Below are 25,510 nucleotides of genomic sequence, written 5' to 3'. Positions count from 1 at the left end.
ACATGAGCGAACGTCTGGGACCGGGTGGCCTGCCCTATCGTCCCTGCGCGGGGGTCGTGCTGATGAACCGCGAGGGGCTGGTCTTTGCCGGCCAGCGCATCGACATGCCCGGCGCCTGGCAGATGCCGCAGGGCGGCATCGACGGGGACGAGTCCCCGCGCGAGGCCGCGCTGCGCGAGCTGGTCGAGGAGACGGGCGTGCCGACCGAGCTGGTCGAGGTCGTGGCGGAAACGCCGGGCTGGGTCTATTACGACCTGCCGCCCGAGCTGCTGGGCAAGGTCTGGAAGGGGCGTTTTGGCGGGCAGCGGCAGAAATGGCTGCTGCTGCGCTTTCTGGGCGAAGATGGCGACATCCGCATCGGGACCGAGCATCCCGAGTTCGACCGCTGGCAGTGGATGCCCGCCGACGCGCTGCTGGAGAACATCGTGCCCTTCAAGCGCCAGGTCTATGCCGAGGTGCTGAAGGCGTTCCGCGGGCATCTGCCGCGCGGCTGAGCCCGTGCCTCAGGCGGTGCCGGGCCGGTCCCAGGCATCCTCAAAGATCAGGTCGTCCAGCGGCAGCCGGTCGGCCCAGCCCCGGGCCATCAACTCGGGTTCTTCATAAAGCTCGGTGACATGGCCGAGGCAGAGATAGGCGACCGGTACGACATGGTCGGGCAGGTGCAGCAGCCGGCGCAGGTCGTCCTGGCGGAAGATGCTGACCCAGCCGACCCCGATCCCTTCGGCCCGGGCGGCCAGCCACAGGTTCTGCACCGCGCAGACGGTGGAATAGAGGTCGGTCGCCGCGTCATGGGTGCGGCCCAGCACATGCGCGCCGCCCCGCGTGCGGTCGCAGGTGATGCAGAGGTTGACCGGCGATTCCAGGATGCCTTCCAGCTTGAGCGCGGAGTAGAGCGCCTTGCGGCCGGGGAAAAGCTCGGCCGCCTCGGCATTGGCGGCCTGGAAGGCGCCGTGCAGGCGGCGGCGCACGCCCGGGTCGCGGATCAGGATGAAGTTCCAGGGCTGCGACAGCCCGACCGAGGGTGCGTCATGCGCGGCCTGCAGCAGGCGGCGCAGCTGGGCCGGGTCGATCGGGTCGGGGCGGAACTGGCCGCGCACGTCGCGCCGCAGCCGGATGGCGCGATAGACGGCGTCGCGTTCCGAGGCGGTGAACGGTCCCGCCGGGGCGGGGCCGTTCGTGTCCTGGATGTCGCGCGGACCCTTCAACGGCGCAGCTGGTCCAGCAGGATCGAGGTCGGATAGCCGTCGGGCGTCACGCCGATCGAGCGCTGGAAGGCCGAGACCGATTCCATCGTGGCCGAGCCGAAGAGGCCGTCGATCTCCCCCTGGTAGAAGCCGCGCTGCGCCAGGCGGCGCTGGATCTCTTCGCGCTCGGCGCTGGAAAGGGCGCGGTCGTTGCGCGGCCAGCTGCCCTGGATGCCGGGACGGCCGGCGAGGCGTTCGCCCAGGAAGGCCACGCCCAGGGCGTAGTTGTCCGAGTTGTTGTAGCGCAGGATCGAGCGGAAGTTGTCGCCGATGAAGAAGGCCGGGCCGCGCGCTCCCGCCGGCATGATGATCGAGCCGTTGCCCTGGGGCATCGCGCCCCCGCCCATGCGGCGCACGCCCATCGCCGACCAGTCGGACCGGCGGTTGCCCTTGCCGATCAGGCCCATGTTGAAGTTCGCGGGAAGCTGCACCTCGGCACCCCAGGCCTGGCCGCGCTGCCAGCCGTTGCGGGCCAGATAGGCCGCGGTCGAGGCCAGCGCGTCGGTCGGGTCCTCCGACCAGATGTCGCGGCGACCGTCGCCGGTGAAGTCCACGGCATATTCCAGGTAGGAGGTCGGCATGAACTGGGTGTGGCCCATCGCACCCGCCCAGCTGCCCAGCATGTGTTCGGCGTCGGTGTCGCCCGCCTGCAGGATGCGCAGCGCGGCCAGGAGCTGGTTCTGGAACATCTCGCCGCGGCGGCCGTCGTAGGCCAGCGTCGCGAGGGACGGGATGATCTGCATCTTGCCGCGGTTGGCGCCGTAGTTCGATTCCATCCCCCAGACGGCCAGAACGATCTCGCGCGGGACGCCGTATTGCGCCTCGATCCGGGCCAGGACGGGGTTCAGCTGCGCCAGCTTCTGGCGTCCGGTGGTGATGCGGTTGTCGGATACCGCGCTGTCCAGATAGAGCCAGACCGGGCGCGAGAATTCGGCCTGGCGGCGGTCCAGCCGGATCACCTCGGGGTTGTAGCGGGCAAGGCGCATGGCGCGGTCATAGGTCGAGGCCGAGACGCCCGAGGAAAGGGCGCGGCTGCGGAAGTTCTGCACAAACTGTTGCAGTCCCGCCTCGTCCCCCGGCGCGGCCGCCGGGATCGGAGCCGGCGTGACCGAGGTTTGCGGTGCGGCAGGTCCCGAAACGGGCATGCGCGACATCGGCGTGCCGCAGGAGGCAAGCGCGCCGATCAGCGCGGTGGACATGAAAATGCGGGGAAAGCTCATCTGGATCCTGTTCTCGACTGCTCGTGGTTTCTTGATTGTGATCAGTCTAGACGAAGGATCCGGGCTTGGGTAGGCCGCGGGGCGCCTGCGCTGCAACATCCGCCAAGGCAGGGACGCGCCTTGGACGCATTGTTGCGGCCCGGGTCAGTGGATCATGGCGTCCGGGTCGGCCTCGTCCCCGAACCAGGGGGTCATCTGCGCGATGATGACGGCGTTTTCGGCCAGGGCGCGGTCCATCAGAGCGCGTTCGTCATCGTCGATTTCGTGGCCCTCGGCCAGGCGCTCCTCCAGGGTGCCGTAGCCGGTGACATCGAGGGGCGCCATGTCGGCCTGTTTCAGGATGGCCACGGTTTCGCGCACGGCCTCTCCCTCGTCCTTGCCGGCGGCATAGCAGACAAGACCGGCGCCCGTGGCGCCCTTGGGCAGGCCGTCGCCCGCCTTGCGTCCCAATTCCACGACCAGGGTATAGACCTTCATGGTTCAATCCTTCGGCTTGATGCCCTTTGTGGGCGGCTGGTCCCCGTGCCCCAGGGGCCATTCGGGAGCCTGCCAATGCTTGCCGCCGCAATTGGGGCAGGGGGTGCGGGTGTCGATGATCGGCGCGCCGGACAGCGTTCCGCAGAGGGCACAACATGTCTGGCCGTCCTTCGCAAGCGCCTTGTCGGGGGGCGGCCCGCCGTTCAGCAGGTGTTCGGGCGGCAGGAGGGACAGGCCGGGGCGGGGCGCGGGGCGCCGAAAGACGGACAGGCCGCCCCCCGCCTCCAGATAGGCGGCATGCAATTCGCCCAGGTTCGAGATGCCGGCCAGGCGCAGCATCGCCTTGATCTCGGCCAAGCCCAAGTCGCGGCGGGCCACCGCGGCGGGCAGGATCCGCCCCTCGAGCACCAGCGCGATGGGCCGGCCGTCGATCAGGTCCTTGATCCGGTCCGAGCGCACGATCAGCTGGTCCAGCAGCTTGTTGATGAGGACGACGACCGTGATCACGGTCATGGCGGCCAGCAATGGCACCTCGGGGTAGAACATCGCGTCGCCCACGGCCGAGCCGAGGGCGATGACCAGCGCGAATTCCACCATGGACAGCTGCGCCACGCTGCGCCCGCCGATCCAGCGGATCATCAGCAGCGTATAGGCATAGATGATCAGCGTGCGCGCCAGGATCTCTCCGTAGAAGGCAAGGGGTTGCTCGCCCACGAACATGCGATAGAGGTCGAAGGGGATGACGGTCTGGTCCATGGGCTGTCCTGCTGGATGCGCCGGCCGGGTGGCGGGCGCATGTCAACCGGCGGCCGTGGGGGCGGGTTCCTGCGACGGAGGAGGGACGGCATGAGCAAGAGCCTGGCGCGGGTCAGGGCGGCGCTGGCGGCGGCGGGAGAGGCCGCCCCCGTGCTGGAGATGCCGGACAGCACGCGGACCGCCGCCGAGGCCGCGCGGGCGGCGGGATGCCTGCTGGACCAGATCGCCAAGTCGATCATCTTTCGCGGAGAAGAGAGCGGCCATGTGCTGCTGTTCCTGACCGCGGGCGGCAACATGGTCGATGCCGCCAAGGCCGCGGCGCTGGCGGGCGAGACCCTGGGCAAGGCCGATGCCGCGCTGGTCCGGGCCGAGACGGGCTTTGCCATCGGCGGGGTCGCGCCGGTGGGTCACCTGCGCCCGCCGCGCGCCTTCTTCGACCCGCGCCTGGGGGATTTCGCGCAGGTCTGGGCGGCGGCCGGGACGCCGCGCCACATCTTTGCCATCGCCCCCGACCGGCTGCTGGTGCTGACCGGCGCCGCGCCGGGTGATTTCGTCGCCTGAACCGACAGGCGGCGGTTGCGTTGAGCGGCGCAAGGACAAGGAGGCGCCGCGATGACCCAACCCATGATGACCCTGAACGACGGCCACCGGATGCCCCAGCTGGGCACCGGCATCTGGCAGATTGACGATGCGAAGACCCCCGAGGTCGTGTCGCAGGCCCTGAAGATCGGCTATCGCCTGATCGACGGCGCCGCCGCCTACAAGAACGAGCGCGGCCTGGGGCAGGGCCTGCGCGATGCGGACGTGCCGCGCGACGAGGTCTTTGTCACCTCGAAGCTGTGGAACGACGCTCAGGGCCATGACGCGGCGCTGCGGGCCTTTGACGCGACGATGGAGCGGACGGGGCTGGAGTACCTGGACCTGTACCTGATCCATTGGCCGCTGCCGGCGCTGGACGCCTATGTGGACAGCTGGAAGGCGCTGGTCCGGCTGCGCGACGAGGGGCGGGTGCGGTCCATCGGCGTGGCCAATTTCCACGAGGCGCATCTGACCCGGCTGATCGACGAGACCGGCGTGACGCCCGCGCTGAACCAGATCGAGCTGCATCCCTCGCTGCCGCAGGTGGAGATGCGCGAGGTGAACCGGCGCCTGGGGATCGTCACGCAGAGCTGGACGCCCCTGGGACGCGGCGACAGCTTCAAGGCCCCCGAAGTGGTGGCCGTGGCGGAACGTCTTGGCCGCAGCCCGGCGCAGGTGATCCTGCGCTGGCACATCCAGCACGGGCTGTCGGTCATTCCGAAGTCGGAAAACCCCGACCGGCTGGCGCAGAACTTCGAGGTGCTGGATTTCGAGCTGACCCAGCAGGACATGGCGGCGCTGGACGGGCTGGACCGGAACCACCGGACCGGTCCCGATCCGGAAACCTTCGATTATCGCGAGCCGCTGTGATCCAGCAGGCGCCGCATCAGCGGGCTGTCGGGGCGTGACAGCGCCTCGATCACGTTGAAATGGTGCAGGCCGGGGTCGATGACGCAGTCCGTCGCGGCCCCGACGCCCGCCCAGATATCGGCCAGGAGCCGCGCCTGGCGGATGAATTCCGGCCGCTCCATCCCGCCGACCCAGGTGGTGACGGGGATGCCGGGGCGGGGGGTCAGCAGGGCGGGGCTTTCGGCCCAGGCCTCGGCCTCGTCCAGGTGCAGCGTGTCGTTCAGGGCGGTGCGCAGCAGCGGGCGCAGGTCCGTCAGCGGAGAGATCGGGACGCAGGCCGTCACGCGCGCGGCCAGGTCGTCGGGCAGGACGCCGGGGCAGATCATCCGCGCGGCCAGGTGACCGCCCGCCGAATGGCCGGTCACCGCGATCGGTCCCGCGACCTGCGCGGCGGCCTGGGCCAGCTGGTCCGCGACGATGCGCGTCATCTGGGCGATCCGCGCCTCGGGTGCCAGGGGATAGCCGGGCATAGCGCAGGCCCAGCCCGCCGCCAGCGCGCCTTGCGCCAGATGCGACCAGAGGGTCGGGTCGAAGCGCATCCAGTAGCCGCCATGGATGAAGACCATCAGCCCGCGCGGCTGGTCCTTTGGCAGGAACAGGTGGCCGCGCCCCAAGGGCTGCGGCGGATGCGCCGCGCGAAAGGCGGCCGCGGCCGCGGTCCAGCGGGGCACATAGGCCTCGGCGCCGGGGATATGGGCGCCGTTGGCATAGGCGTCGTCCCAATCGGTGATCTGGTAGAGCATCTTGTCCCTCTTTCGGGCAGCAGACCCGGCTGCTAGCCTGCCGTCAAGAGGGAGCCCCAGATGACCGATTTCACCAAGACCCGCGCCGCGTTCGACCTGCCCCAGGGCATCACCTACCTGGACGGGAATTCCCTGGGGCCGATGCCCGCCAGCGCGACCGGGCGCGTGGCCCGGATGATGGCCGACGAATGGTCGCAGATGCTGATCACCGGCTGGAACAAGGCCGGCTGGTATGTCCAGCCCCGCAAGGTCGGCGACCGGATCGCGCGGCTGATCGGCGCGGGCGCGGGCGAGGTCGTGATGGGCGACACGCTGTCGATCAAGGTCTTTCAGGCGCTGAGCGCCGCGCTGGCGCTGCGCCCCGACCGGCGGGTGATCCTGTCCGACAGCGGCAACTTTCCTTCGGATCTGTACGTGGCGCAGGGGCTGGCGCGGGCGATGGGTGCGACGCTGCGGGTGGTGGCCCCCGAGGAGGTCGAGGCGGCCATCGACGACAGCCTGGCCGTCCTGATGCTGACCGAGGTGGATTATCGCAGCGGCCGCCGGCACGACATGGCCGCCCTGACGGCGCGTGCCCATGCGGCAGGGGCGCTGGCGATCTGGGACCTGGCGCATTCGGCGGGCGCGGTGGACGTGGACCTGCAGGGGGCCGATGCCGATTTCGCGGTCGGCTGCACCTACAAGTACCTGAACGGCGGCCCCGGCGCGCCGGCCTTTATCTGGACCCATCCCCGCCATGCCGAGGCCGCCGAGCCGATCCTGCAGGGCTGGATGGGCCATGCCACGCCCTTCGCCTTTGACCAGGACTACCGCCCCGCGCCGGGGATCGAGCGGATGCGGGTGGGCACGCCCCCGGTCATCGCGCTGGCCGCGCTGGACGCCGCGCTGGATGTCTGGGACGGGGTGTCGATGGCCGACCTCAGGGCGCGGTCGGTCGAGCTGACCGAGGCCTTCATCACGGGCGTGGAGGTGAGTTGCCCGGAGCTGGAGCTGGCATCGCCGCGCGATCCCGCGCGTCGCGGGTCGCAGGTGGGCTTTCGCCACCCCCAGGGCTATGCGGTGATGCAGGCGCTGATCGCGGCCGGGGTGATCGGCGATTTCCGCGCGCCCGACATCCTGCGATTCGGCTTTGCGCCGCTTTACAATGATCTGGACGACGTGGCGCGGGCGGTCGACGTGCTGGCCCGCGTGCTGCGCGACGGCAACTGGGATGATGAGGTTTTTCACCAGAAAGCCGCGGTGACCTGAGGGAACGGGGCTTTTCAAACCGGTCGAAACGGCAGACAGATGACGCATTCCGCGTTGTAGGGCTGTGTTCATGTTCAGGTTGTTCAGCGTCGCGCTTTTGTCATGTGGAGTGTCGGGCGCGGCCCTGGCGCAGCAGGGGGCGGCCCCGGACATCCGCGTGAGGATCGTCCGGGCCGAGATGCGGCCCCTGGCGCTGGACCTGCAGCTTTCGGGATCGATCGAGGCCCTGGACGGGCTGGAACTGGGCTTTCGGCAGGGCGGGCGGGTGACCGAGGTCCTGGTGGAGGAGGGCGACCGCGTTGCCGCCGGCCAGTCCCTGGCGCGGCTGAGCGCGGTCCAGCAGGATCAGGCGCTGAACGTGGCGCAGGCGGGCCTGCAGGCCGCCCGCGCGGCCGAGGAACAGGCCCGTCAGGCCGGCGAACGCGCCGCCGCCCTGCTGGCGCGGGGCGTGGGCACGCGCGCGGCGGCCGATCAGGCCGAACAGGCGCTGTCGCAGGCGCAGGGCGCGCTGGAGCGGGCCGAGACCGCGGTCGACCAGGCCCGGCGCGCCGTCGAGGATACCGTGCTGCGCGCGCCCGAGGATGCCGTGGTCACCGCCAAGTCGCTGGCGCCCGGGCAGGTCGTGGCGGCGGCGCAGCCAGTCCTGTCGCTGGCCACGCTGAGCGGGCTGGAGGCGGTCTTTCAGGCGGCCGACGATCCGCTGCTGCGCGATCTGCCGGGCCGGGAGGTGACGCTGGAGACGCTGGATGTCATCCGCCCCGAAATGACCGGCACCGTGACCGAGGTGGCGCCGCTGGTCGATCCCGCCACCGGCACCGTCACCGTGCGCGCCCAGATCGAGCGGCTGGAGGACGAAACCGCGCTGCTGGGCGCCTCGGTCCGGGGTCACCTGAAGCTGGCCGTGGACCAGGGCGTCGTGGTGCCCTGGACCGCGCTGATGCGCCAGGGCGACGGCGCGGCGGTCTGGACGGTGGCCGATGACGGCAGCGTGGCGCTGACCACCATCACCATCGGTTATTTCGGCGACGGGACGATTTATGTCTCCGAAGGGTTGGCCGACGGGCAGCGCGTGGTGGGCGACGGCTCTCAACTGCTTTATCCGGGCCGCAGGGTGCAGGCCGCCGAGGAGGGCGCGCCATGAAGGTCGTCGTTCTCCTGATCACCCTGCTGGTGCCGCTGATGCTGGTGGGCGTCCCCGCCGCCGCCCTGTCCCTGCCCGAATGGCTGAAACTCGGCCTGCATGCCGAGGAAACCCAAGGCCCGCCCCGTCCGGTCGTCAGCATCATCGTCGAGGATCGCGGCGCCGATGCGCGCTGGATCCCCGGCGTGGTCTCGTCGCGTACGCAGGTGCAGCTGGGCTTTCAGGCGCTTGGGCGGATGATCGCGCGTCCCGTCGACCTGGGCGACCAGGTCACCAAGGGCGAGGTGCTGGCGCAGCTGTCGACCGACGACCTGGCGGCCACGACCCGCGCCGCCCGCGCCGCCCTGGATGCGGCCGAGGTGCAGCAGCGGACCGCCCGCGCCACGCTGGAGCGGACCGAGGCCTTGGCGGAGCGCAACGTGGCCTCCAGCGCGCAGCTGGAACAGGCGCAGCAGGCCGCGATCTCGGCCGATGCGGCGGTCGAGCAGGCGCGTTCGCAGCTGCTGCAGGCCGAGGATGCCGAAGGCTTTGCCCGCATGATCGCCCCCTTCGACGGGGTGATCAGTGCCGTTTACGAGGCGCCGGGCGCGGTGGTGGGCGTGGGCGCGCCGGTGCTGCAGCTGTCGGCCGAGGATGCCCGCGAGGTGGTGATCGACCTGCCGGAACAGGCCCTGGTCGGGATGGCGCCGGGAGCATCCTTCAGCGTCTGGCACCGCAACGATCCGGGCGCCGAGGTGACCTCGGTCCTGGACCGGATCGATCCGATCGCCGACAGCGCGACCCGGACGCGGCGGCTGTACCTGACCCTGCCGCCCGACGCGCCCTTCCGGCTGGGCGCGCTGGTGCGGGCGCGGTTCGGCACGGCCGAGGCGCCATCGCTGTCGCTGCCGGTCGAGGCGCTGATGACCGACGACCGGGGCAGCACGGTCTGGCGAGTGCGTCGTCAAGACGACCGCGCCCAAGTCGAGCGCGTGCCGGTCACGGCCGCGGCCCCCTTCCGGGGCCGGGTCGCGATCACCGAGGGGCTGGAGGCGGGCGACGAGATCGTCATCCGCGGAGTGCAATCCCTGGCCGAGGGCCAGGCCGTCGGCCGGAGGCTGGAACCTTGACGCGATTCAACCTGTCCGACTGGGCGCTGCGGCATCGCAGCTTTGTGTGGTTCCTGCTGATCATCTCAATGATCGCGGGCACGATCAGCTATCAGAACCTGGGCCGCGAGGAGGACCCGGACTTCACCATCAAGACGATGATCATCGGCGCGGCCCTGCCGGGCGCCACCATCGACGAGACGCTGAAGCAGGTCACCAACCGTATCGAGACCAAGCTGGAGGAACTGGACGAGCTGGACTTCACCAAGTCGGTCACCATGCCCGGCCAGGCTGTCGTCTATGTGGAGCTGGAGCCCACCACGCGCGGCCCCGCCGTTCCCGAGATCTGGAAGCGCGTGCGCCAGATGATGGGCGACATCCGCCCCGAATTCCCGCAGGAATTCGCGGGCTTCCAGTTCAACGACAATTTCGGCGACGTTTATGGCAACATCTATGCCTTCACCGCCGACGGCTTTACCCCGCGCGAGCTGCGCGACCGGGTGGAGGCGGTCCGGGTGCAGGTCGCGGCCCTGGACGCCGCCGGCAAGACCGAGCTGCTGGGCGCGCAGGAGGAGGAGATCTTTCTGGAGTTCTCGGCCGCGCGGCTGGCGGCCCTTGGCCTGAACCAGGCGCAGGTCCTGGGCACGCTGGCCCAGCAGAACGCCATCGCCCCTTCGGGCGTGATCGAGGCCGGACCCGAGCGGGTTCTGGTCCGGGTGGGCGGGCAGTTCGACGACGCCAGCGCCATCGAGGCCGTCAACCTGCGGGTGGGCGAGCGGTTCTTCAACCTGGGCGACGTGGCCAGCGTGACGCGCGGCTACAAGGACCCGCCCAGCTCTCTGTTCCGCTACAACGGCCAGCCCGCGATCGGCCTGCAGGTCGGGATGCGCAAGGGCGGCAATATCCTTGAGTTCGGTGAGGATCTGGACGCGCTGATGACGGGCATCGCCGCCGACCTGCCCATCGGCATCGAGATGGCCAAGTTCGCCGACCAGCCCCATGTGGTCGAGGATGCGGTGGGCCATTTCGTCAAGGCCCTGGCCGAGGCCGTGGCCATCGTGCTGGTGGTCAGCTTCATCAGCCTGGGGCTGCGCGCCGGGCTGGTGGTGACGCTGACGATCCCGCTGTGCCTGGCGATCACCTTCGTGATCCTGGACCTTTACGGCATCACGCTGCAGCGCATCTCGCTCGGTGCGCTGATCATCGCGCTTGGGCTGCTGGTCGACGACGCGATGATCGCCATCGAGACGATGATCTCGCGCCTCGAGATCGGCGAATCGCTGACCGACGCGGCCAGCTATGCCTGGACCTCGATCGCCTTCCCGATGCTGACCGGGACCCTGGTCACCGTCGCGGGCTTCATCCCCATCGGGCTGAACAGTTCGGCCGCGGGGGAATTCACCTTCTCGCTGTTCGTGGTGATCGCGGTGTCGCTGGTGATCTCGTGGATCGTCGCCGTGCTCTTTGCGCCGCTTCTGGGCGTGACCTTCCTGCCTGCCAGGATGAAGCACCACGCGGCGGGGCCGGGGCGGCTGCGGCGCGGCTTTCACGGCCTGCTGCGCGTCGCCATGCGCTTCAAATGGCTCACCATCGCGGTGACGCTGGCGATCTTTGCCACCTCGGTCTGGGGCATGCGCTTTGTCGAGCAGCAGTTCTTCCCGACATCGGACCGGACCGAGGTTCTGGTCGATGTCACAGAACGCCAGAACGCCTCCATCATGCGCACCCGCGCCGACATGGACCGGCTTGAATCGGTGCTGGCGGGCAATGACGACGTGCTGTTCTGGACCTCCTATGTCGGGCGGGGGGCGCCACGCTTTGTGCTGTCGATGGACGTGCCCACGGCGGGTCCGCATATGGGCCAGATCGTGATCCAGACCCCCGACCTTGCGGCCCGCGACCGGGTCAAGGCGCAGCTGAACCGGCTGGCGGTCGAGGAATTTCCGGGCGTGGACATCTATGTCAAGAACCTCGAGATCGGCCCCCCGGTGGGCAAGCCCGTCCAGTACCGGGTCAGCGCGCCCGATGCGGATGCGGCCCGCGATGCCGCGCGCGGTTTGGCGACCGTCATGGCCACCGAGCCCCGCCTGCGCGACATCGCGCTGGACTGGAACGAGCCCGCGCGCATGGTCCGCCTGATCGTCGACCAGGACCAGGCGCGCCAGTTGGGCGTGACCAGCGCCGACATCGCCAATGTCCTGTCGTCGCTGTTCAGCGGCGTGGGCGTCACGCAGCTGCGCGACGACATTTTCCTGATCGACGTGGTGGCGCGCGGCCAGGCCACCGACCGTCAGTCGCTGGACACGATCCGCAATCTGCAGCTGAACCTGGCCGACAGGCGTGCCGTGCCGCTCTCGGCCCTGGTGTCGCTCGATTACGGAACGGAACAGCCGCTGATCATGCAGCGAAACGGGCTGCCGACGGTGACGGTAAAGGCCGCCATCGCCACGGCCGACCAGCCGGCGACGCTGGTCACGGCGCTTGCCGGGCAGATCGCCGAGTTCCAGGCCAGCCTGCCTCCTTCGGTCCGCATCGAGGTCGGCGGCACGGTCGAAAGCTCGGCCGACAGCCAGGCGCCCATTGCCGCCGTGGTGCCGGTCATGCTGCTGATCATGGCCCTGCTGGTCATGGCGCAGATGCAAAGCTTCCGCCTGTCGCTGATCGTGTTCGCGGCCGCCCCCTTGGGCCTGATCGGCGTGGTGGCGGTGCTGGTGCCCTTCGGCGTGCCGATGGGCTTTGTCGCCATCCTGGGGATCCTGGCGCTGATCGGCATCCTGATCCGCAATTCGGTCATCCTGGTCCACGAGATCCAGGAACTGCTGCACAAGGGGCGCAGCCAGTGGGACGCGGTCTTCGAGGCATCGGACAGCCGCGCCCGCCCGATCCTGCTGACGGCGGCGGCGGCGTCGCTGGCGCTGATCCCGATCTCGCGGCAGGTGTTCTGGGGGCCGATGGCCTATGCGATGATGGGCGGCATCATTGCCGGGACGCTGGTGACGCTGGTCTTCGTGCCCGCGCTCTATTGCGCCGTCTTCCGGGTCCGCCCGCCGGCCGCGACCTGACCGGCAGGGTCTCCGTTGTCCCAATACCCTTAGGGGGTCCGGGGGCGAAGCGCCCCCGGCCACGGTGGGACAAAAGCCGCGCCCCGGTCGGAACCGGGGCACGGCCGATGCTCATTCGGCCGCGCTGCGCTTGGGCAGGACCCAACCGGGACGCGGGAAGTGGCAGGTATAGCCGTTGGGGATGCGCTCCAGGTAATCCTGGTGCTCCGGCTCGGCCTCCCAGAAGTCGCCGACCGGCTCCACCTCGGTCACGACGCGCCCGGGCCAGATGCCCGAGGCATCCACATCCGCGATCGTGTCCAGCGCCACCTGCTTTTGCGTGTCGTCGACAAAATAGATGGCCGAGCGATAGCCCGGTCCGATGTCGTTGCCTTGGCGGTTGGGAGTCGTGGGATCATGGATCTGGAAGAAGAACTCCAGCAACCGGCGATAGGTGATCAGGTCGGGGTCGAAGATGATCTCGATGCCCTCGGCATGGCTGCCGTGGTTGCGATAGGTCGCGTGGGGGACGTCACCGCCGGTATAGCCGACGCGGGTCGAAATCACCCCGGGCAGGCGCCGGATCAGGTCCTGCATCCCCCAGAAACAGCCGCCGGCCAGAACTGCGCGCTCAGCCATGGGACACCTCCTCGATCTGGGCCAGATAGTCGCCGTAGCCTTCGGCCTCCATGCGGTCCCTGGGGACGAAACGCAGCGCGGCCGAATTGATGCAATAGCGCAGCCCGCCCTGGTCGCGCGGCCCGTCGGGGAAGACATGGCCCAGGTGGCTGTCGCCGTGCCTGGACCGCACCTCGACCCGGACCATGCCGTGGCTGACATCGCGATGCTCGGTCACGTTGCCTTCGACCGGCTTGGTGAAAGCGGGCCAGCCGCAACCGGAATTGTACTTGGTGCTGCTGACGAACAGCGGCTCTCCGGAGACGACGTCGACATAGAGGCCGGCCTCGAAATGGTGGTCGTATTCGCCTGTGAAGGCGCGTTCGGTGCCGCTCTCCTGCGTGACGCGATATTGTTCGGGCGTCAGGCGCGCGACGGCGTCGGGGGTCTTTTGATAGGCCAATCTGTCCTCCTGGAAAGGGGTGGCGTTCGATCCCCTATATGGGAACGCCACCGCCGTTTCGCAAAGGTCACATGGCCGCAACCGCCGCCTTGGCCGCGGCATATTCCGCCGCCAGACGGTCGATGCGCACCGCTGCCGGCTCCACCGCCTTGACCGCACCGATGCCCTGGCCCGCGCCCCAGATGGTGCTCCAGGCCTTGGGCTTGGACGAGCCTTGGGCGAAGTTCATGGAGGAGGCATCCGCCCCGGCCAGGTTGTCCGGGTCCAGCCCCGCGTTGCGGATCGAGGGCGCCAGGTAGTTCCCCGACACGCCGGTGAACAGCGACGAGGTGACGATGTCCATCGCCCCTGCTTCCACGATCATCCGCTTATAGGCTTCATCGGCATTCGCCTCTTCGGTGGCGATGAAGGGGCTGCCGATATAGGCCAGGTCGGCGCCCATCACGCGGGCCGCCAGCACCGCACGCCCCGTGGCGATGGCCCCCGACAGCAGCAGCGGCCCGTCGAACCATTCACGGATCTCCTGGATCAGGGCAAAGGGCGATTGCGGCCCGGCATGGCCGCCCGCACCCGCGGCCACCGCGATCAGCCCGTCTGCGCCCTTCTCGATGGCCTTCTTCGCGAAGGTGTTGTTGATCACGTCATGCAACGCGATGCCGCCGCAATCATGGGCGGCCTGGTTCACCTCGACCCGCGCCCCAAGCGAGGTGATCCAGATCGGCACCTTGTGGCGGTGGCAGATCTCGATGTCGCGCTCCAGCCGGGCATTGCTGCGATGGACGATCTGGTTGACGGCAAAGGGGGCGGCGGGACGGTCGGGGTTGGCCTGGTTGTGGCGGTCCAGCTCCTCCGTGATGCGGGTCAGCCAGGTTTCCAGCAGCGCGGGCCCGCCCTCCTTTTCGCGCGCGTTCAGCGCCGGAAAGCTGCCGACGATGCCCGCCTTGCACTGCGCGATGACCAGGTCCGGCCCCGAGACGATGAACATCGGCGAGGCGACGACGGGGATGCGCAGGTTCTGCAGGATCGGTGGCAGCATGGAGGTCCTCCCTTGGATTTCCGCCACGATGCCGCGCCCCCCGGCAGGGGGCAAGGCGTGACGCGGCGGCGCAGCTTGGCTGGCCGCCGGCCCTGAAGGCGTGGCGTGGCGGAATGCCTGAACGCGCACGCGGGCCTCCGGGCCGCTGCACACAGGCAGGTTCCACGGGGCGCGGTCACTGCAGAACATCCGTCCATGCCCTGTCGGAAGGAAAGTGCCCTCATGTACCGGCTGTTCCGGGACGCCATGAAGGCCCGGTGGGCCGCTCATGCGGGCATCCTCATCGCGAGCAGACTCAGCCGGTCCGAGGCAGGAGGGGATGGGCAATAGAAAGCGGCCTGCCGGATGGAGATCGGATGGAGAAAGGCCCCGGAGCGCTCCGGGGCCTTTCAGGGGTCAGTGGATCGGCGCGTCGGGCCGGGGCCCTTCGCCGATGGCACCAAGCCGGGGGCCGGCCCGGCCGACGCGGTTGCCGACGATCAGCCCGTCGGGGCCCGCATCGACATGGACGCTGGAGCCGTCCATCACCTCGCCTGACAGCAGCAGTTCCGCCAGCGGGTCCTGCAGCGCGCGCTGGATCACTCGCTTCAGCGGCCGCGCGCCGAAGACCGGGTCATAGCCCTGGTCGGCCAGCCAGCGGCGGGCGTCGGGTTCCAGGTCCAGCGCGATCTTGCGCGCCGCCAGCCGTTTCTCCAGCCGCTGCAGCTGGATCTGCACGATCCCGTCCATGTTCGACCGCGACAGGCGGCGGAAGATGATGATCTCGTCCAGGCGGTTCAGGAATTCGGGGCGGAAATGGGCCCGCACCGCCTCCATCACCTGATGGCGGGCATCCGACGCATCGGCCTCCTCGGGCAGGTGCGACAGCGCCTGCGACCCCAGGTTCGAGGTCAGGATGATCAGCGTCTGCTTGAAGTCCACCGTCCGGCCCTGGCCGTCCGTCAGCACGCCGTCGTCCAGCACCTGCAAGAGCACGTTGAAGACGTCCGGATGCGCCTTTTCGACCTCGTCGAACAGGATCACCTGGTAGGGACGGCGCCGCACGGCCTCGGTCAGGACGCCGCCCTCGTCATAGCCGACATAGCCCGGAGGCGCGCCGATCAGCCGGGCCACGGAATGCTTCTCCATGAACTCGGACATGTCGATGCGGACCATCGCGCTGTCATCGTCGAACATGTATTCGGCCAGGGCCTTGGTCAGTTCGGTCTTGCCGACGCCGGTGGGCCCCAGGAACAGGAAGCTGCCAAGCGGCCGGTTCTCGTCGTTAAGGCCGGCGCGGGCGCGGCGGACGGCGTTGCTGACGGCGGTCACGGCCTCGGCCTGGCCGATGACGCGGCGGCCGATCTGTTCCTCCATCTTCAACAGCTTGTCGCGTTCGCCCTCCAGCATCTTGCTGGTGGGGATGCCGGTCCAGCGCTCGACCACCTCGGCGATCTGCTCGGGGCGGACGGCCTCCTCGACCATCAGCCCGTCGACGCCGCCCGATTCCGCCTCGGACAGCTGCTTTTCCAGGCCGGGGATGATGCCATAGGACAGCTCGCCCGCCCGCGCCAGGTTGCCCTCGCGCTTGGCTTGGTCCAGTTCGGCCCGTGCCCGGTCCAGCTGTTCCTTGAGATCGCGCGAGCCCTGCAGCTTGTCGCGCTCCGCCTGCCAGCGGGCAGTCATCTCGGCACTGCGCTGCTGCAGGTCGGAGAGGTCCTTTTCCAGCCGCTCCAGCCGGTCCCTGGAGGCCGCGTCGTCCTCCTTCTTCAGCGCCTCGGCCTCGATCTGCAGCTGCAGGATCTGGCGATCCAGCTGGTCCAGCTCCTCGGGCTTGCTGTCGACCTCCATCCGCAGGCGCGAGGCGGCCTCGTCCATCAGGTCGATGGCCTTGTCGGGCAGGAAGCGGTCGGTGATGTAGCGGTGCGACAACTGCGCGGCCGCGACCAGCGCCGCGTCGCTGATCCGCACGCCGTGGTGCAGTTCGTATTTTTCCTTGATGCCGCGCAGGATGCTGATCGTGTCCTCGACCGTCGGCTCCTCGACCATCACGGGCTGGAACCGCCGGGCCAGGGCCGCGTCCTTTTCGATGTACTTGCGGTATTCGTCCAGGGTCGTCGCGCCGATGCAGTGCAGCTCTCCACGCGCCAGGGCGGGCTTGATCAGGTTCGCGGCATCCATTGCGCCGTCCGACTTGCCCGCCCCGACCAGCGTGTGCATCTCGTCGATGAACAGGATGATCTCGCCCGAGGCGGTCTCGATCTCCTTCAGGATCGACTTCAGGCGCTCCTCGAATTCGCCGCGATATTTGGCGCCGGCGATCAGCGCGCCCATGTCCAGCGCCATCAGCCGCTTGTCGCGCAGGCTTTCGGGCACGTCGCCGTCGATGATGCGCAGGGCCAGCCCTTCGGCGATGGCGGTCTTGCCGACGCCGGGTTCGCCGATCAGCACGGGGTTGTTCTTGGTGCGCCGCGACAGGACCTGCATGGCGCGGCGGATCTCCTCGTCGCGGCCGATGATCGGGTCGATCTTGCCCTCGCGCGCCGCCGCCGTCAGGTCGCGGGCGTATTTCTCCAGCGCCTCATAGCTGTCCTCGGCGCTGGCCGTGTCGGCGGTGCGGCCCTTGCGGATGTCGTTGATCGCGGCGTTCAGCGCCTGCGCATTGACCGAGCCCGCCGCCAGCGCGTCGCGGGCATTGGTGTTCACCATGGCCAGCGCCATCAGCACGCGTTCGGCGGGAACAAAGCTGTCGCCGGCCTTCTTGGCGACCGTCTCGGCCTCGTCCAGGACGCGGACAAGGCTGGGATCGACATAGACCTGGCCGCTGCCGCCCGACACCTTGGGCAGCTTGGCCACGGCCTGGTCGACCGCCTCGCGCACCCTGTTCGCCTCGCCGCCCGAGCGGGTGATCAGGTTCGATGCCAGGCCCTGGTCATCATCCATCAATGCCTTCAGCAGGTGTTCGGGCATGACGCGTTGCTGGTTTTCGCGAATCGCGATGGTCTGTGCCGCCTGCAGGAAGCCGCGCGACCGTTCCGTGAACTTTTCCATGTTCATCGGCACTTCTCCTCTGGTTAAGCCCCCGTGCTGGCGGCGCCCTGTTGCGGCACGCCCCGATCCGGGTCTGATACCCCAGATTTGGGTGTTCCCGCGGCGCTTTCAAGCGCCTTTCGCCTGTGTCATAAGGCCCCGATTTCGCAGGAACAGGGACCCCCAGGATGGATGACCGGCTGATCGTGGCGCTGGACGTGCCGAACGCGCTTGCAGGACTGGATCTGGCGGAAAAGCTGGGCGATGCCGTGGGCTTCTACAAGATCGGGCTGGGGATGCTGACCGGCGGCGGCCTGGCCCTGGCGATGGAGCTGAAGCAGGACCACGGCAAGCGCATCTTCCTGGACATGAAGCTGTTCGACATCGGCGCGACGGTCGAGGCAGCCGTGCGCGGGCTGGCGCAGTTCGACCTGGATTTCCTGACGGTGCATGGCGATCCGCATGTGATCCGCGCCGCCAAGGAGGGAGCGGCGGGGTCGAACCTCAAGATCCTGGGCGTGACCATCCTGACCTCGCTGGAGCGGGCCGACCTGGATGCGGGGATGATCCGCGCGGGCGACCTGCACGAGATCACCGTGGAACGCGCCGCCCGCGCCTTCGAGGCCGGGGCTGACGGCATCATCTGTTCCCCGCGCGAGGCCGGGGCCATCCGCGCGCTGCCGGGATCGCGGCTGATCGTGACGCCGGGCGTGCGGCCCGCGGGCGCGGCGCTTGGCGACCAGAAGCGGGTGGAAACCCCGGCCAGCGCAATCGCGGCGGGCGTGGACCACATCGTCGTGGGGCGCCCGGTCTGGCAGGCCGCCGATCCCCGCGCCGCCGCGCAGGCGATCCTGTCCGAGATCGCGGCCGCCTAGGGCAGCGCCCTGATCCAGCGGCAGAAATGCGGGACGGCGCGGGGATGGGCCAGGTAATCGGCCACCTCCATCATCCGCCATTCCTGCCCCTCGTCGCCAAAGCGGATGGCGGCGATCTCGGCGGCGGTCAGCTGTCCGGCGAACAGCCAAGACACCATCCCCGGCGCCGCGTGCGACGGGAAGAGATGGCCCGTCAGGCGCGTGGGCGGCAGGTCCAGCCCGAATTCCTCGACCAGTTCCCGGCGGGCACAATCAACAGGCGTCTCCTCTCCTTCGCGGCCGCCGCCGGGCAGGTCCCAGTGGTCCGGGAAGGGCAGGCCCGGCCGGTCGTCGCGAAGGTAGGTCAGCATCCGGCCGCCGTGGGTCAGGAACAGCTTGGCGCCGTGAAAGGGCCTGTCGTCGTGCAAGGTCCGGCCCCGCGCTAACGATCACGGTCCTGCGGGCGGCGCGGACCCGCGATACGGTGCAGCACCAGCCAGATCACCGCCGCCAGTGCCGCCGTGGCCAGCAGCGTCAGCGGCAGGCCGGCCGTCCAAAGGCCCGACAGCAGCAGGACGGCCATGACGCCCGCCGCGCCGGCCAGGCCCATGAACAGCCATCCCGGCAGCAGCAGCTCGACCGCCGCCAGGAGCAGGGCGGCCGCCAGCCACAGCCAGCCGTTCATCGCGGAAAACCCGGTCATGCGGCCCTATTCCGCCGCGATGCGGCCGGCCTGCGCGCCGCCGAGGCCGGCCAGCCGCTGGATCACCCGCCCGATTCGCGCGGCAAAGAGGTCGAAGTCGGGGCGCGGGGTGATCGTCGCCTCCTCCATATAGAGCGAGCGGTCGATCTCCAGCTGGACGACATGGACATTCTGCGCCGGCCGGCCATAGGCCGCGCAGATATAGGCCCCTGAAAAGGGCGAGTTGCGGCGGATGCGCCAGCCCTCGGCCTCGACCGCCGCGCAGACCGCGTCGGAGACCCGCGCGGCCGAGGACAGTCCGTGCCGGTTGCCCAGCACCATCTCGGGCCGGATCCCCTGCAGATGGGCCAGCGCATCCTGCGGCATCGAATGCATGTCGATCAGGATCGCCTGGCCAAAGCGGGCGCGCGCCTCGGCGATCAGGCCCGACAGCGCCTGGTGATAGGGCCGCCAGCAGCTTTCGATCCGGCGCTCGGCCTCGGTGCGCTCGATCTGGCGGTCGTGGATCACCCGGCCCTGCGACACGACGCGGGGAATCACCCCCAGCCCGGCCAAGGTGCGCTGGTTCAGCGGATGGCGCGGCACGCCGCGCACGACCAGCGGGTCGATCTCGTCCACGCCGCGGTTCAGGTCCACGATGCAGCGCGGCACCCGCGCCGACAGGGTGACCGCCCCATGCGCCACGGCCGGCGCGATCAGCCGGTCGACAAAGGCATCCTCGGACGAGCGCAGGAGCTGCACGGGCAGGCGGGTCTCGCGCAGGAACCAGTCGGGATAATCGCAGCCGGAATGGGGCGACGCGAAGATCACCCCGCTGAGCCAGCTGTCGGGACGGGTCAGGACGTAGGGCAGTTCAGTCCGGGACAATTGCAGACCTCGGCTTATGCGTCGTGACATATAAACCTGAAAAATCTGCTGCCGATAGGCCTTGAATCCCCCAAGGACCCCCGTTATAGACACGCGGACCGAGGGGGTTCGGAAGGGTTTTCGCAAGGAAACACGACGGAATCACCGAAGGACGGGCGGTTAGCTCAGCGGTAGAGCACTACGTTGACATCGTAGTGGCCACTGGTTCGATCCCAGTACCGCCCACCATTATTTCGCCGCCCCCGGCCAGTGTCGGGGGCATTTCGTTTTCCTGGCGGCTGCGATGCGCCGCGACGATGGAGAAGACCGATGAAGGTTCGCAACTCGCTCCGCTCGCTCAAGAGCCGGCACCGCGACTGCCAGGTCGTGCGCCGCAAGGGCCGCATTTACGTGATCAACAAGACCAACCGCCGCTTCAAGGCCCGCCAGGGCTGATCGGCAGGTCCTGGCCGGGAACCCGGCAGGTCACTGGAAACGACGAGAACACCCGCCCCGCAAGGCGGGTTTTTTCATGCCCGCGGGATCGCGAAGCCCGGTTCGGCAGTTGAGTTAAGGTTTTATTAAGTTTGGCGTTCGCCCGGACCGGCCCCTGTCGTATCTTTTGCGGGGCGGCGCTTGGCCGGCCATGAATGGGGACGGGCAGATGCTGTTTTTCGGTGGCCTTCTGGGCCTGGTCATGGCCGGGCTGATGGTGGACCTGACCTCGCTGTCCTCGCCGCGCGAGGAGGAGCCCGAGGACGAGGCCGAGCCCGAGGCCCTCGATGAGCGGAACCCGGGTGAGCGGAACGAGGACCTGCTGCCGCCAACCCTGCCGGACCTGGTCCCCCCCGATTCGCTGGATGAGGGGCCTGCTTCCATGATCGAGGGAACCGACGAGCCGGACCAGGTGATGGGCATGCCGGGCGATGACCTGATCCGCGGCCATGCCGGTGATGATGACCTGCGCGGCGGCCAGGGTCATGACACGATCGAGGCGGGCGAGGGCAATGACTGGGTCCAGGGCGACGGCGATTACGGTCCGGGCGGCAATGACGTCATCCGGGGTGGCGCGGGCGACGACCTGCTGGCGGGGCAGGGCGGGGACGACCTGCTTTATGGCGACGCGGGCGACGACACGCTGATGGGCGGCGAAGGCGATGACACGCTGTTCGGCGGAGCCGGCAACGACATCCTGTCGGGGCATGACGGCAATGACATCCTGATCTCGACCGAGGGGTCGGACGATCTGGACGGCGGGCGGGGAGATGACGTCCTGATCGGCCATGACGGACCCGAGACGGTCTGGATGAACGGCGGCGAGGGCAATGACACGCTCATGCCCGGCGCCCATGACTTCGCCTCCGGGAACGAAGGCCAGGACAGTTTCGTGCTGCGCGATATTCCTGAAGGATTTCCGACGATTGCGGATTTTGACTCCCGCGAGGACCAGATCACCCTGCACCTGGACGCCGTGGTCGCGCGTGACGCGCAGCTGAGCCTGCGCGAGGACGAGGACGGCACCTTCCTGCTGGAGGTGAACGGTCACTCGGTCGGGCGTCTGCTGCAGCATGGCGGGCTGAAGGTCGAGGATGTGCGCATCGTCGCCATCGAGTAAGGGCACTGCCGGTCGGGGCTTTTCTTTTGCCTGCGTTCCGCCTATAGGCGCGCATCCGCAGGGCCGCTGGGCTTGGCGGTGCTCCATGGGCCTGTGCTGGACGACATCCCGGCCTGCGCCATAACCCTTCATCCGAAAGGAGATCCCGATGTCGATCACCGTTGAAGAAAAAGCCCGCGTCATCAAGGAATTCGGCACCAAGGAAGGCGACACCGGCTCGCCGGAAGTGCAGATCGCGATCCTGACCTCGCGCATCACCACCCTGACCGAGCACTTCAAGTCGCACAAGAAAGACAACCACTCGCGCCGTGGTCTGCTGATGATGGTCGCGCAGCGCCGCAAGCTGCTGGACTATCTGAAGAAGAAGGAAGAGGCCCGCTATACCTCCCTGATCGGCAAGCTGGGCATCCGTCGCTGATCCGACGCGTCCTGAACGTTTCCGAAGCGCCCGTGGCCCCTGCCGCGGGCGTTTTGCGTTCAGCCTTGCCTGTTGCGTCGGGCCATGTCGGACAATGGGCGGGAGCGGGCGCGGGACCTGCGATCCCAACGGTTTCGGCCGGCACCGGGGGTGCACCGTCGATGCACGACGCAGGCACAGCGCGTACACCGCTTGCGGAGCCGCCGTTGACCCGTCGCCCAGCTTTGGCGCGGGCCGGGCGGGTGCCGCGGTCCCACTTCCCTAGGACGCGATTTTCCTGTATCTGCCGTCCATCTGCGACGTGAGGTCCGGCCCCGGGGCACATGCAAAGGATAGGGGCGGCGGCAATGGGGCCGCCATATGACATGGGAGAGCCGGAGGGCCGGTTCACCCTTTGAGGAAATCAGATGTTTCATGAAGTGAAGAAATCGATCCAGTGGGGCCAGGAAACGCTCACGCTGGAAACGGGCAAGGTTGCCCGTCAGGCCGACGGCAGCGTCATCGCCACCCTGGGCGAGACCAGCGTCATGGCCAACGTCACCTTCGCGAAGGAACCCAAGCCGGGGCAGGACTTCTTCCCCCTGACGGTTCACTACCAGGAAAAATACTATGCAGCCGGCAAGGTGCCCGGCGGCTTCTTCAAGCGCGAGGCGCGCCCGTCGGAAAAGGAGACGCTGACCGCGCGCCTGATCGACCGGCCGATCCGCCCGCTGTTCGCCCCCGGCTTCAAGCATGAAGTGCTGGTCATGTGCACCGTGCTGAGCCATGACCTGGTGAACGATCCCGACATGGTCGCGATGATCGCCGCCTCGGCCGCGCTGACCATCTCGGGCGTGCCCTTCATGGGTCCGATCGGCGCCGCGCGCGTCGGCTTTGCCAATGGCGAATATGTGCTGAACCCGGAAGTTCAGGACATGGACCACCTGCGCAACAATCCCGAACAGCGCCTGGACCTGGTCGTCGCCGGCACCAAGGACGGCGTGATGATGGTCGAATCGGAAGCCTATGAGCTGACCGAGGAGGAAATGCTGGGCGCGGTGAAGTTCGGCCACGAGGCGATGCAGCCCGTGATCGACCTGATCATCGATCTGGCCGAGGACGCCGCCAAGGAGCCCTTCGATTTCCGTTCGCCCGACTACAGCGAACTTTACGCCAAGGTGAAGGCCGCCGGCGAGACCGACATGCGCGCCGCCTATTCGATCCGCGACAAGTCCGATCGCCAGGACGCCATCGCCGCCGCCAAGTCCAAGGTCAAGGAAAGCCTGTCCGAGGAAGATCTGGCCAACCCGAACCTGGGTTCGGCGCTGAAGAAGCTGGAATCGGGCATCCTGCGCGGTGACATCATCAGCGGCGGCGCCCGCATCGACGGCCGCGACACCAAGACCGTCCGGTCGATCGTCAGCGAAGTCGGCATCCTGCCGCGCACGCATGGTTCGGCCCTGTTCACCCGCGGCGAGACGCAGGCGCTGGTCGTGACCACGCTGGGCACCGGCGACGACGAGCAGATCATCGACGCGCTGCACGGCAACAGCCGCTCGAACTTCCTGCTGCACTACAACTTCCCGCCGTATTCGGTCGGCGAGGTTGGCCGCGTGGGTTCGCCCGGCCGCCGCGAGATCGGCCATGGCAAGCTGGCCTGGCGCGCGCTGCAGGCGGTTCTGCCGGCGGCGACAGACTTCCCCTACACCATCCGCGTCGTGTCCGAGATCACCGAATCGAACGGCTCGTCCTCGATGGCGTCGGTCTGCGGCGGGTCGCTGTCGATGATGGATGCGGGCGTGCCGCTGAAGGCGCCGGTCGCCGGCGTCGCGATGGGCCTGATCCTGGAAGACGACGGCCGCTTTGCCGTGCTGACCGACATCCTGGGTGACGAAGACCACCTGGGCGACATGGACTTCAAGGTGGCGGGGACCGAGAACGGCATCACGTCGCTGCAGATGGACATCAAGGTCCAGGGCATCACGCCCGCGATCATGGAGCAGGCCCTGGCGCAGGCCAAGGACGGCCGGATGCACATCCTGGCGGAAATGGGCAACGCCCTGACCGAAGGTCGCCGCGAGTTCAGCGCCCATGCCCCGCGCATCGAGACGATGCAGATCCCGACCGACAAGATCCGTGAAGTGATCGGTTCGGGCGGCAAGGTCATTCGCGAGATCGTCGAGGTTTCGGGTGCCAAGGTCGACATCAACGACGACGGTGTCATCAAGATCGCCTCGGCCAATGCCGATTCGATCAAGAAGGCCTATGACCTGATCTATTCGATCGTGGCCGAGCCGGAAGAAGGCAAGGTCTATACCGGCAAGGTCGTGAAGCTGGTCGATTTCGGCGCCTTCGTGAACTTCTTCGGCAAGCGCGACGGCCTGGTGCATGTCAGCCAGATCGCCAACCGCCGCCTGGGCCATCCGAACGAGATCCTGAAGGAGGGCCAGGAGGTCAAGGTCAAGCTGCTGGGCTTTGACGACCGTGGCAAGGTCCGCCTGGGCATGAAGATGGTCGACCAGGAGACCGGTGCCGAGATCGAGGAAAAGCAGGAACAGTCGGCCGAGTGATCGCCCCGATCTGACCGCAGAGTGACCGCAGAGAAAGCCCCGCCCCCGTGCGGGGCTTTTTCATGCGCAGGCGTGCGATTGACCGGTGGGGGGATCGGGCCTAGCCTGACCCCCAGACTTTCCGGAAACAACCAAGCGGGTCCTGGTGTTCCAGTTCAGTGCCTTGAGCGTCGTGACCGCCCTGCCGGTGCCGCTGCGAAAGCTGGTGACGCGACGGCTGTATCGCCGCCTGACCCCGCGCCTGCTGCTGGACGGGCGCGATGTGGCCGGCCGACGGGTGCTGATCCTGGGGCCGGCGCGGACGGTGGCGCAGGACTTGGCGGCGATCGAGCCGGGTCGCTACGACCTGATCGTGCGCATGAACAACGGGCTGGATACGCCGGTGCCGGCACTGGGGGCGGACCGGCTGCGCTGTGACATGCTGTTTCATTCGCTGACCCCGGATGCCCGCCCGGTCACCCCCGAGAAGCTGGCGCAGGCGGGGGTGAGGATGCTGGTCCACCGCACCCCGACGCAGGGCGCCTTTCTGCGGACGGTGATCGCCAGCCGGCAGTTGGCGCCGCAGGTCGAGGTGCGCTGCCTGCCGCTGTTGCGCTATCAGGCCCTGTCGGCGGCATTGGGCGGCTGCAGCCCCACCACGGGCCTGGTCGCAGCGGATTTCTTTCTGGAGGCGCCGATCGCCGAACTGGCGGTGGTGGGCTGCACCTTCTTCCAGACCTGCTATTGCCCGGGCTATGATCCTGCCGTCCCCGATGACGCGGCGGCCCGGCTGCGGATCGCGGATGCCGCCCATCACGCGCCCCGGCAGGAGGCGGCGCTGTTCGCCGAGCGGGTCCGTGCCGCCCGCCTGCGGGGGCTGAAGGTCGTGCTGGGCCCCGATGTCCTGGCCGTGCTTGAGGGCATAGGGCATTCTCTGTAGGGCTGGGGCTGCGCAGGCGGCACGCGAAAGGCAG

Annotated in this window: 25 protein-coding genes and 1 tRNA gene; 14 read left to right on the top strand and 12 right to left on the bottom strand. The window is 68.5% G+C overall.

Annotated elements, in window-relative coordinates:
* Positions 1-2: 2 nt before the first annotated feature.
* Positions 3-494, top strand: a complete 492-nt coding sequence (locus ACZ2G3_RS14380; protein ID WP_470396700.1) for an RNA pyrophosphohydrolase — start codon at positions 3-5, stop codon at positions 492-494.
* A gap of 9 nt (positions 495-503) precedes the next feature.
* Here the strand turns inward: ACZ2G3_RS14380 and bluB are convergent, their stop codons facing one another.
* The 4 genes from bluB to ACZ2G3_RS14360 all read right to left on the bottom strand — a co-directional run bounded on the left by bluB (position 504) and on the right by ACZ2G3_RS14360 (position 3,697).
* Entirely contained in the window at positions 504-1,205 is a 702-nt protein-coding gene (gene bluB / locus ACZ2G3_RS14375; RefSeq protein WP_470396699.1) for a 5,6-dimethylbenzimidazole synthase, read from the bottom strand.
* The gene (locus tag ACZ2G3_RS14370; protein WP_470396698.1) at positions 1,202-2,464 is read right to left on the bottom strand and encodes a lytic murein transglycosylase; all 1,263 of its coding nucleotides are present in this window, start codon (positions 2,462-2,464) and stop codon (positions 1,202-1,204) included. The genes bluB and ACZ2G3_RS14370 overlap by 4 nt, the downstream gene beginning before the upstream one ends.
* A 144-nt stretch (positions 2,465-2,608) precedes the next feature.
* A complete protein-coding gene (locus ACZ2G3_RS14365; RefSeq protein WP_470396697.1) occupies positions 2,609-2,941 on the bottom strand; it encodes a hypothetical protein in 333 nt (110 codons plus the stop codon).
* Positions 2,942-2,944: 3 nt separating this feature from the next.
* A complete protein-coding gene (locus ACZ2G3_RS14360; RefSeq protein ID WP_470396696.1) occupies positions 2,945-3,697 on the bottom strand; it encodes a DUF421 domain-containing protein in 753 nt (250 codons plus the stop codon).
* 90 nt (positions 3,698-3,787) lie between these two features.
* Here ACZ2G3_RS14360 and ACZ2G3_RS14355 point away from each other — a divergent pair, with 90 nt between their 5' ends.
* Positions 3,788-4,258, top strand: a complete 471-nt coding sequence (locus ACZ2G3_RS14355; protein ID WP_470396695.1) for a YbaK/EbsC family protein — start codon at positions 3,788-3,790, stop codon at positions 4,256-4,258.
* Positions 4,259-4,309: 51 nt separating this feature from the next.
* Positions 4,310-5,146, top strand: coding sequence for an aldo/keto reductase (locus tag ACZ2G3_RS14350; RefSeq protein ID WP_470396694.1), 837 nt, complete (start codon positions 4,310-4,312; stop codon positions 5,144-5,146).
* Here the strand turns inward: ACZ2G3_RS14350 and ACZ2G3_RS14345 are convergent.
* Positions 5,128-5,928, bottom strand: coding sequence for an alpha/beta hydrolase (locus ACZ2G3_RS14345; RefSeq protein ID WP_470396692.1), 801 nt, complete (start codon positions 5,926-5,928; stop codon positions 5,128-5,130). The two genes, ACZ2G3_RS14350 and ACZ2G3_RS14345, sit on opposite strands and share 19 nt — an antisense overlap.
* 60 nt (positions 5,929-5,988) lie before the next feature.
* Here ACZ2G3_RS14345 and kynU point away from each other — a divergent pair, with 60 nt between their 5' ends.
* The 4 genes from kynU to ACZ2G3_RS14325 all read left to right on the top strand — a co-directional run bounded on the left by kynU (position 5,989) and on the right by ACZ2G3_RS14325 (position 12,467).
* A complete protein-coding gene (gene kynU / locus ACZ2G3_RS14340) occupies positions 5,989-7,176 on the top strand; it encodes a kynureninase (protein WP_470396690.1) in 1,188 nt (395 codons plus the stop codon).
* A 70-nt stretch (positions 7,177-7,246) separates the two neighbouring features.
* Positions 7,247-8,317, top strand: coding sequence for an efflux RND transporter periplasmic adaptor subunit (locus ACZ2G3_RS14335; RefSeq protein ID WP_470396688.1), 1,071 nt, complete (start codon positions 7,247-7,249; stop codon positions 8,315-8,317).
* Entirely contained in the window at positions 8,314-9,426 is a 1,113-nt protein-coding gene (locus ACZ2G3_RS14330) for an efflux RND transporter periplasmic adaptor subunit (protein ID WP_470396686.1), read from the top strand. Before ACZ2G3_RS14335 ends, ACZ2G3_RS14330 begins: the two co-directional genes overlap by 4 nt.
* Entirely contained in the window at positions 9,423-12,467 is a 3,045-nt protein-coding gene (locus ACZ2G3_RS14325) for an efflux RND transporter permease subunit (protein WP_470396684.1), read from the top strand. Before ACZ2G3_RS14330 ends, ACZ2G3_RS14325 begins: the two co-directional genes overlap by 4 nt.
* Before the next feature lie 111 nt (positions 12,468-12,578).
* Here ACZ2G3_RS14325 and msrA read toward each other — a convergent pair whose 3' ends face one another.
* The 4 genes from msrA to clpB all read right to left on the bottom strand — a co-directional run bounded on the left by msrA (position 12,579) and on the right by clpB (position 17,599).
* Positions 12,579-13,085, bottom strand: a complete 507-nt coding sequence (msrA, locus tag ACZ2G3_RS14320) for a peptide-methionine (S)-S-oxide reductase MsrA (protein ID WP_470396682.1) — start codon at positions 13,083-13,085, stop codon at positions 12,579-12,581.
* Positions 13,078-13,527 (bottom strand): peptide-methionine (R)-S-oxide reductase MsrB, encoded by a 450-nt coding sequence (msrB, locus tag ACZ2G3_RS14315; protein WP_470396680.1) that lies wholly within the window; start codon positions 13,525-13,527, stop codon positions 13,078-13,080. Before msrB ends, msrA begins: the two co-directional genes overlap by 8 nt.
* Positions 13,528-13,594: 67 nt before the next feature.
* Positions 13,595-14,563, bottom strand: coding sequence for an NAD(P)H-dependent flavin oxidoreductase (locus tag ACZ2G3_RS14310; RefSeq protein ID WP_470396678.1), 969 nt, complete (start codon positions 14,561-14,563; stop codon positions 13,595-13,597).
* Between the two features lie 396 nt (positions 14,564-14,959).
* On the bottom strand, positions 14,960-17,599 hold the full coding sequence (gene clpB, locus ACZ2G3_RS14305) for an ATP-dependent chaperone ClpB (RefSeq protein WP_470396676.1): 2,640 nt from the start codon (positions 17,597-17,599) through the stop codon (positions 14,960-14,962).
* Between the two features lie 161 nt (positions 17,600-17,760).
* On the opposite strand from clpB, the gene pyrF reads away from it, so the two are divergent.
* A complete protein-coding gene (pyrF, locus tag ACZ2G3_RS14300) occupies positions 17,761-18,447 on the top strand; it encodes an orotidine-5'-phosphate decarboxylase (RefSeq protein ID WP_470396674.1) in 687 nt (228 codons plus the stop codon).
* Here pyrF and ACZ2G3_RS14295 read toward each other — a convergent pair.
* The 3 genes from ACZ2G3_RS14295 to ACZ2G3_RS14285 are packed head-to-tail and all read right to left on the bottom strand — an operon-like array spanning position 18,444 to position 19,996.
* The gene (locus ACZ2G3_RS14295; RefSeq protein ID WP_470396672.1) at positions 18,444-18,854 is read right to left on the bottom strand and encodes an NUDIX hydrolase; all 411 of its coding nucleotides are present in this window, start codon (positions 18,852-18,854) and stop codon (positions 18,444-18,446) included. The genes pyrF and ACZ2G3_RS14295 overlap by 4 nt on opposite strands.
* 14 nt (positions 18,855-18,868) lie before the next feature.
* Positions 18,869-19,129 (bottom strand): hypothetical protein, encoded by a 261-nt coding sequence (locus ACZ2G3_RS14290; RefSeq protein WP_470396671.1) that lies wholly within the window; start codon positions 19,127-19,129, stop codon positions 18,869-18,871.
* Positions 19,130-19,135: 6 nt separating this feature from the next.
* Positions 19,136-19,996: an N-formylglutamate amidohydrolase gene (locus ACZ2G3_RS14285; protein ID WP_419269232.1), complete on the bottom strand. Its 861-nt coding sequence runs from the start codon at positions 19,994-19,996 to the stop codon at positions 19,136-19,138.
* 153 nt (positions 19,997-20,149) lie between these two features.
* Here ACZ2G3_RS14285 and ACZ2G3_RS14280 point away from each other — a divergent pair.
* From ACZ2G3_RS14280 to ACZ2G3_RS14255, 6 genes are all read left to right on the top strand, one after another.
* Positions 20,150-20,224: transfer RNA gene (locus tag ACZ2G3_RS14280), tRNA-Val, on the top strand.
* Positions 20,225-20,305: 81 nt separating this feature from the next.
* Complete coding sequence (ykgO, locus tag ACZ2G3_RS14275; RefSeq protein WP_042245282.1) at positions 20,306-20,431, top strand: type B 50S ribosomal protein L36; 126 nt, start codon at positions 20,306-20,308, stop codon at positions 20,429-20,431.
* 208 nt (positions 20,432-20,639) lie between these two features.
* On the top strand, positions 20,640-21,590 hold the full coding sequence (locus ACZ2G3_RS14270; protein ID WP_470396669.1) for a calcium-binding protein: 951 nt from the start codon (positions 20,640-20,642) through the stop codon (positions 21,588-21,590).
* Between the two features lie 148 nt (positions 21,591-21,738).
* Positions 21,739-22,008, top strand: a complete 270-nt coding sequence (gene rpsO / locus ACZ2G3_RS14265) for a 30S ribosomal protein S15 (protein ID WP_111297725.1) — start codon at positions 21,739-21,741, stop codon at positions 22,006-22,008.
* Between the two features lie 407 nt (positions 22,009-22,415).
* A complete protein-coding gene (gene pnp, locus ACZ2G3_RS14260; RefSeq protein WP_470396668.1) occupies positions 22,416-24,557 on the top strand; it encodes a polyribonucleotide nucleotidyltransferase in 2,142 nt (713 codons plus the stop codon).
* A 145-nt stretch (positions 24,558-24,702) separates the two neighbouring features.
* The gene (locus ACZ2G3_RS14255) at positions 24,703-25,476 is read left to right on the top strand and encodes a hypothetical protein (RefSeq protein WP_470396667.1); all 774 of its coding nucleotides are present in this window, start codon (positions 24,703-24,705) and stop codon (positions 25,474-25,476) included.
* Positions 25,477-25,510 lie beyond the last annotated feature (34 nt).

The organism is Paracoccus sp. KKT209, from assembly GCF_055635455.1.
This window is presented reverse-complemented; position numbering and strand designations above follow the sequence as displayed.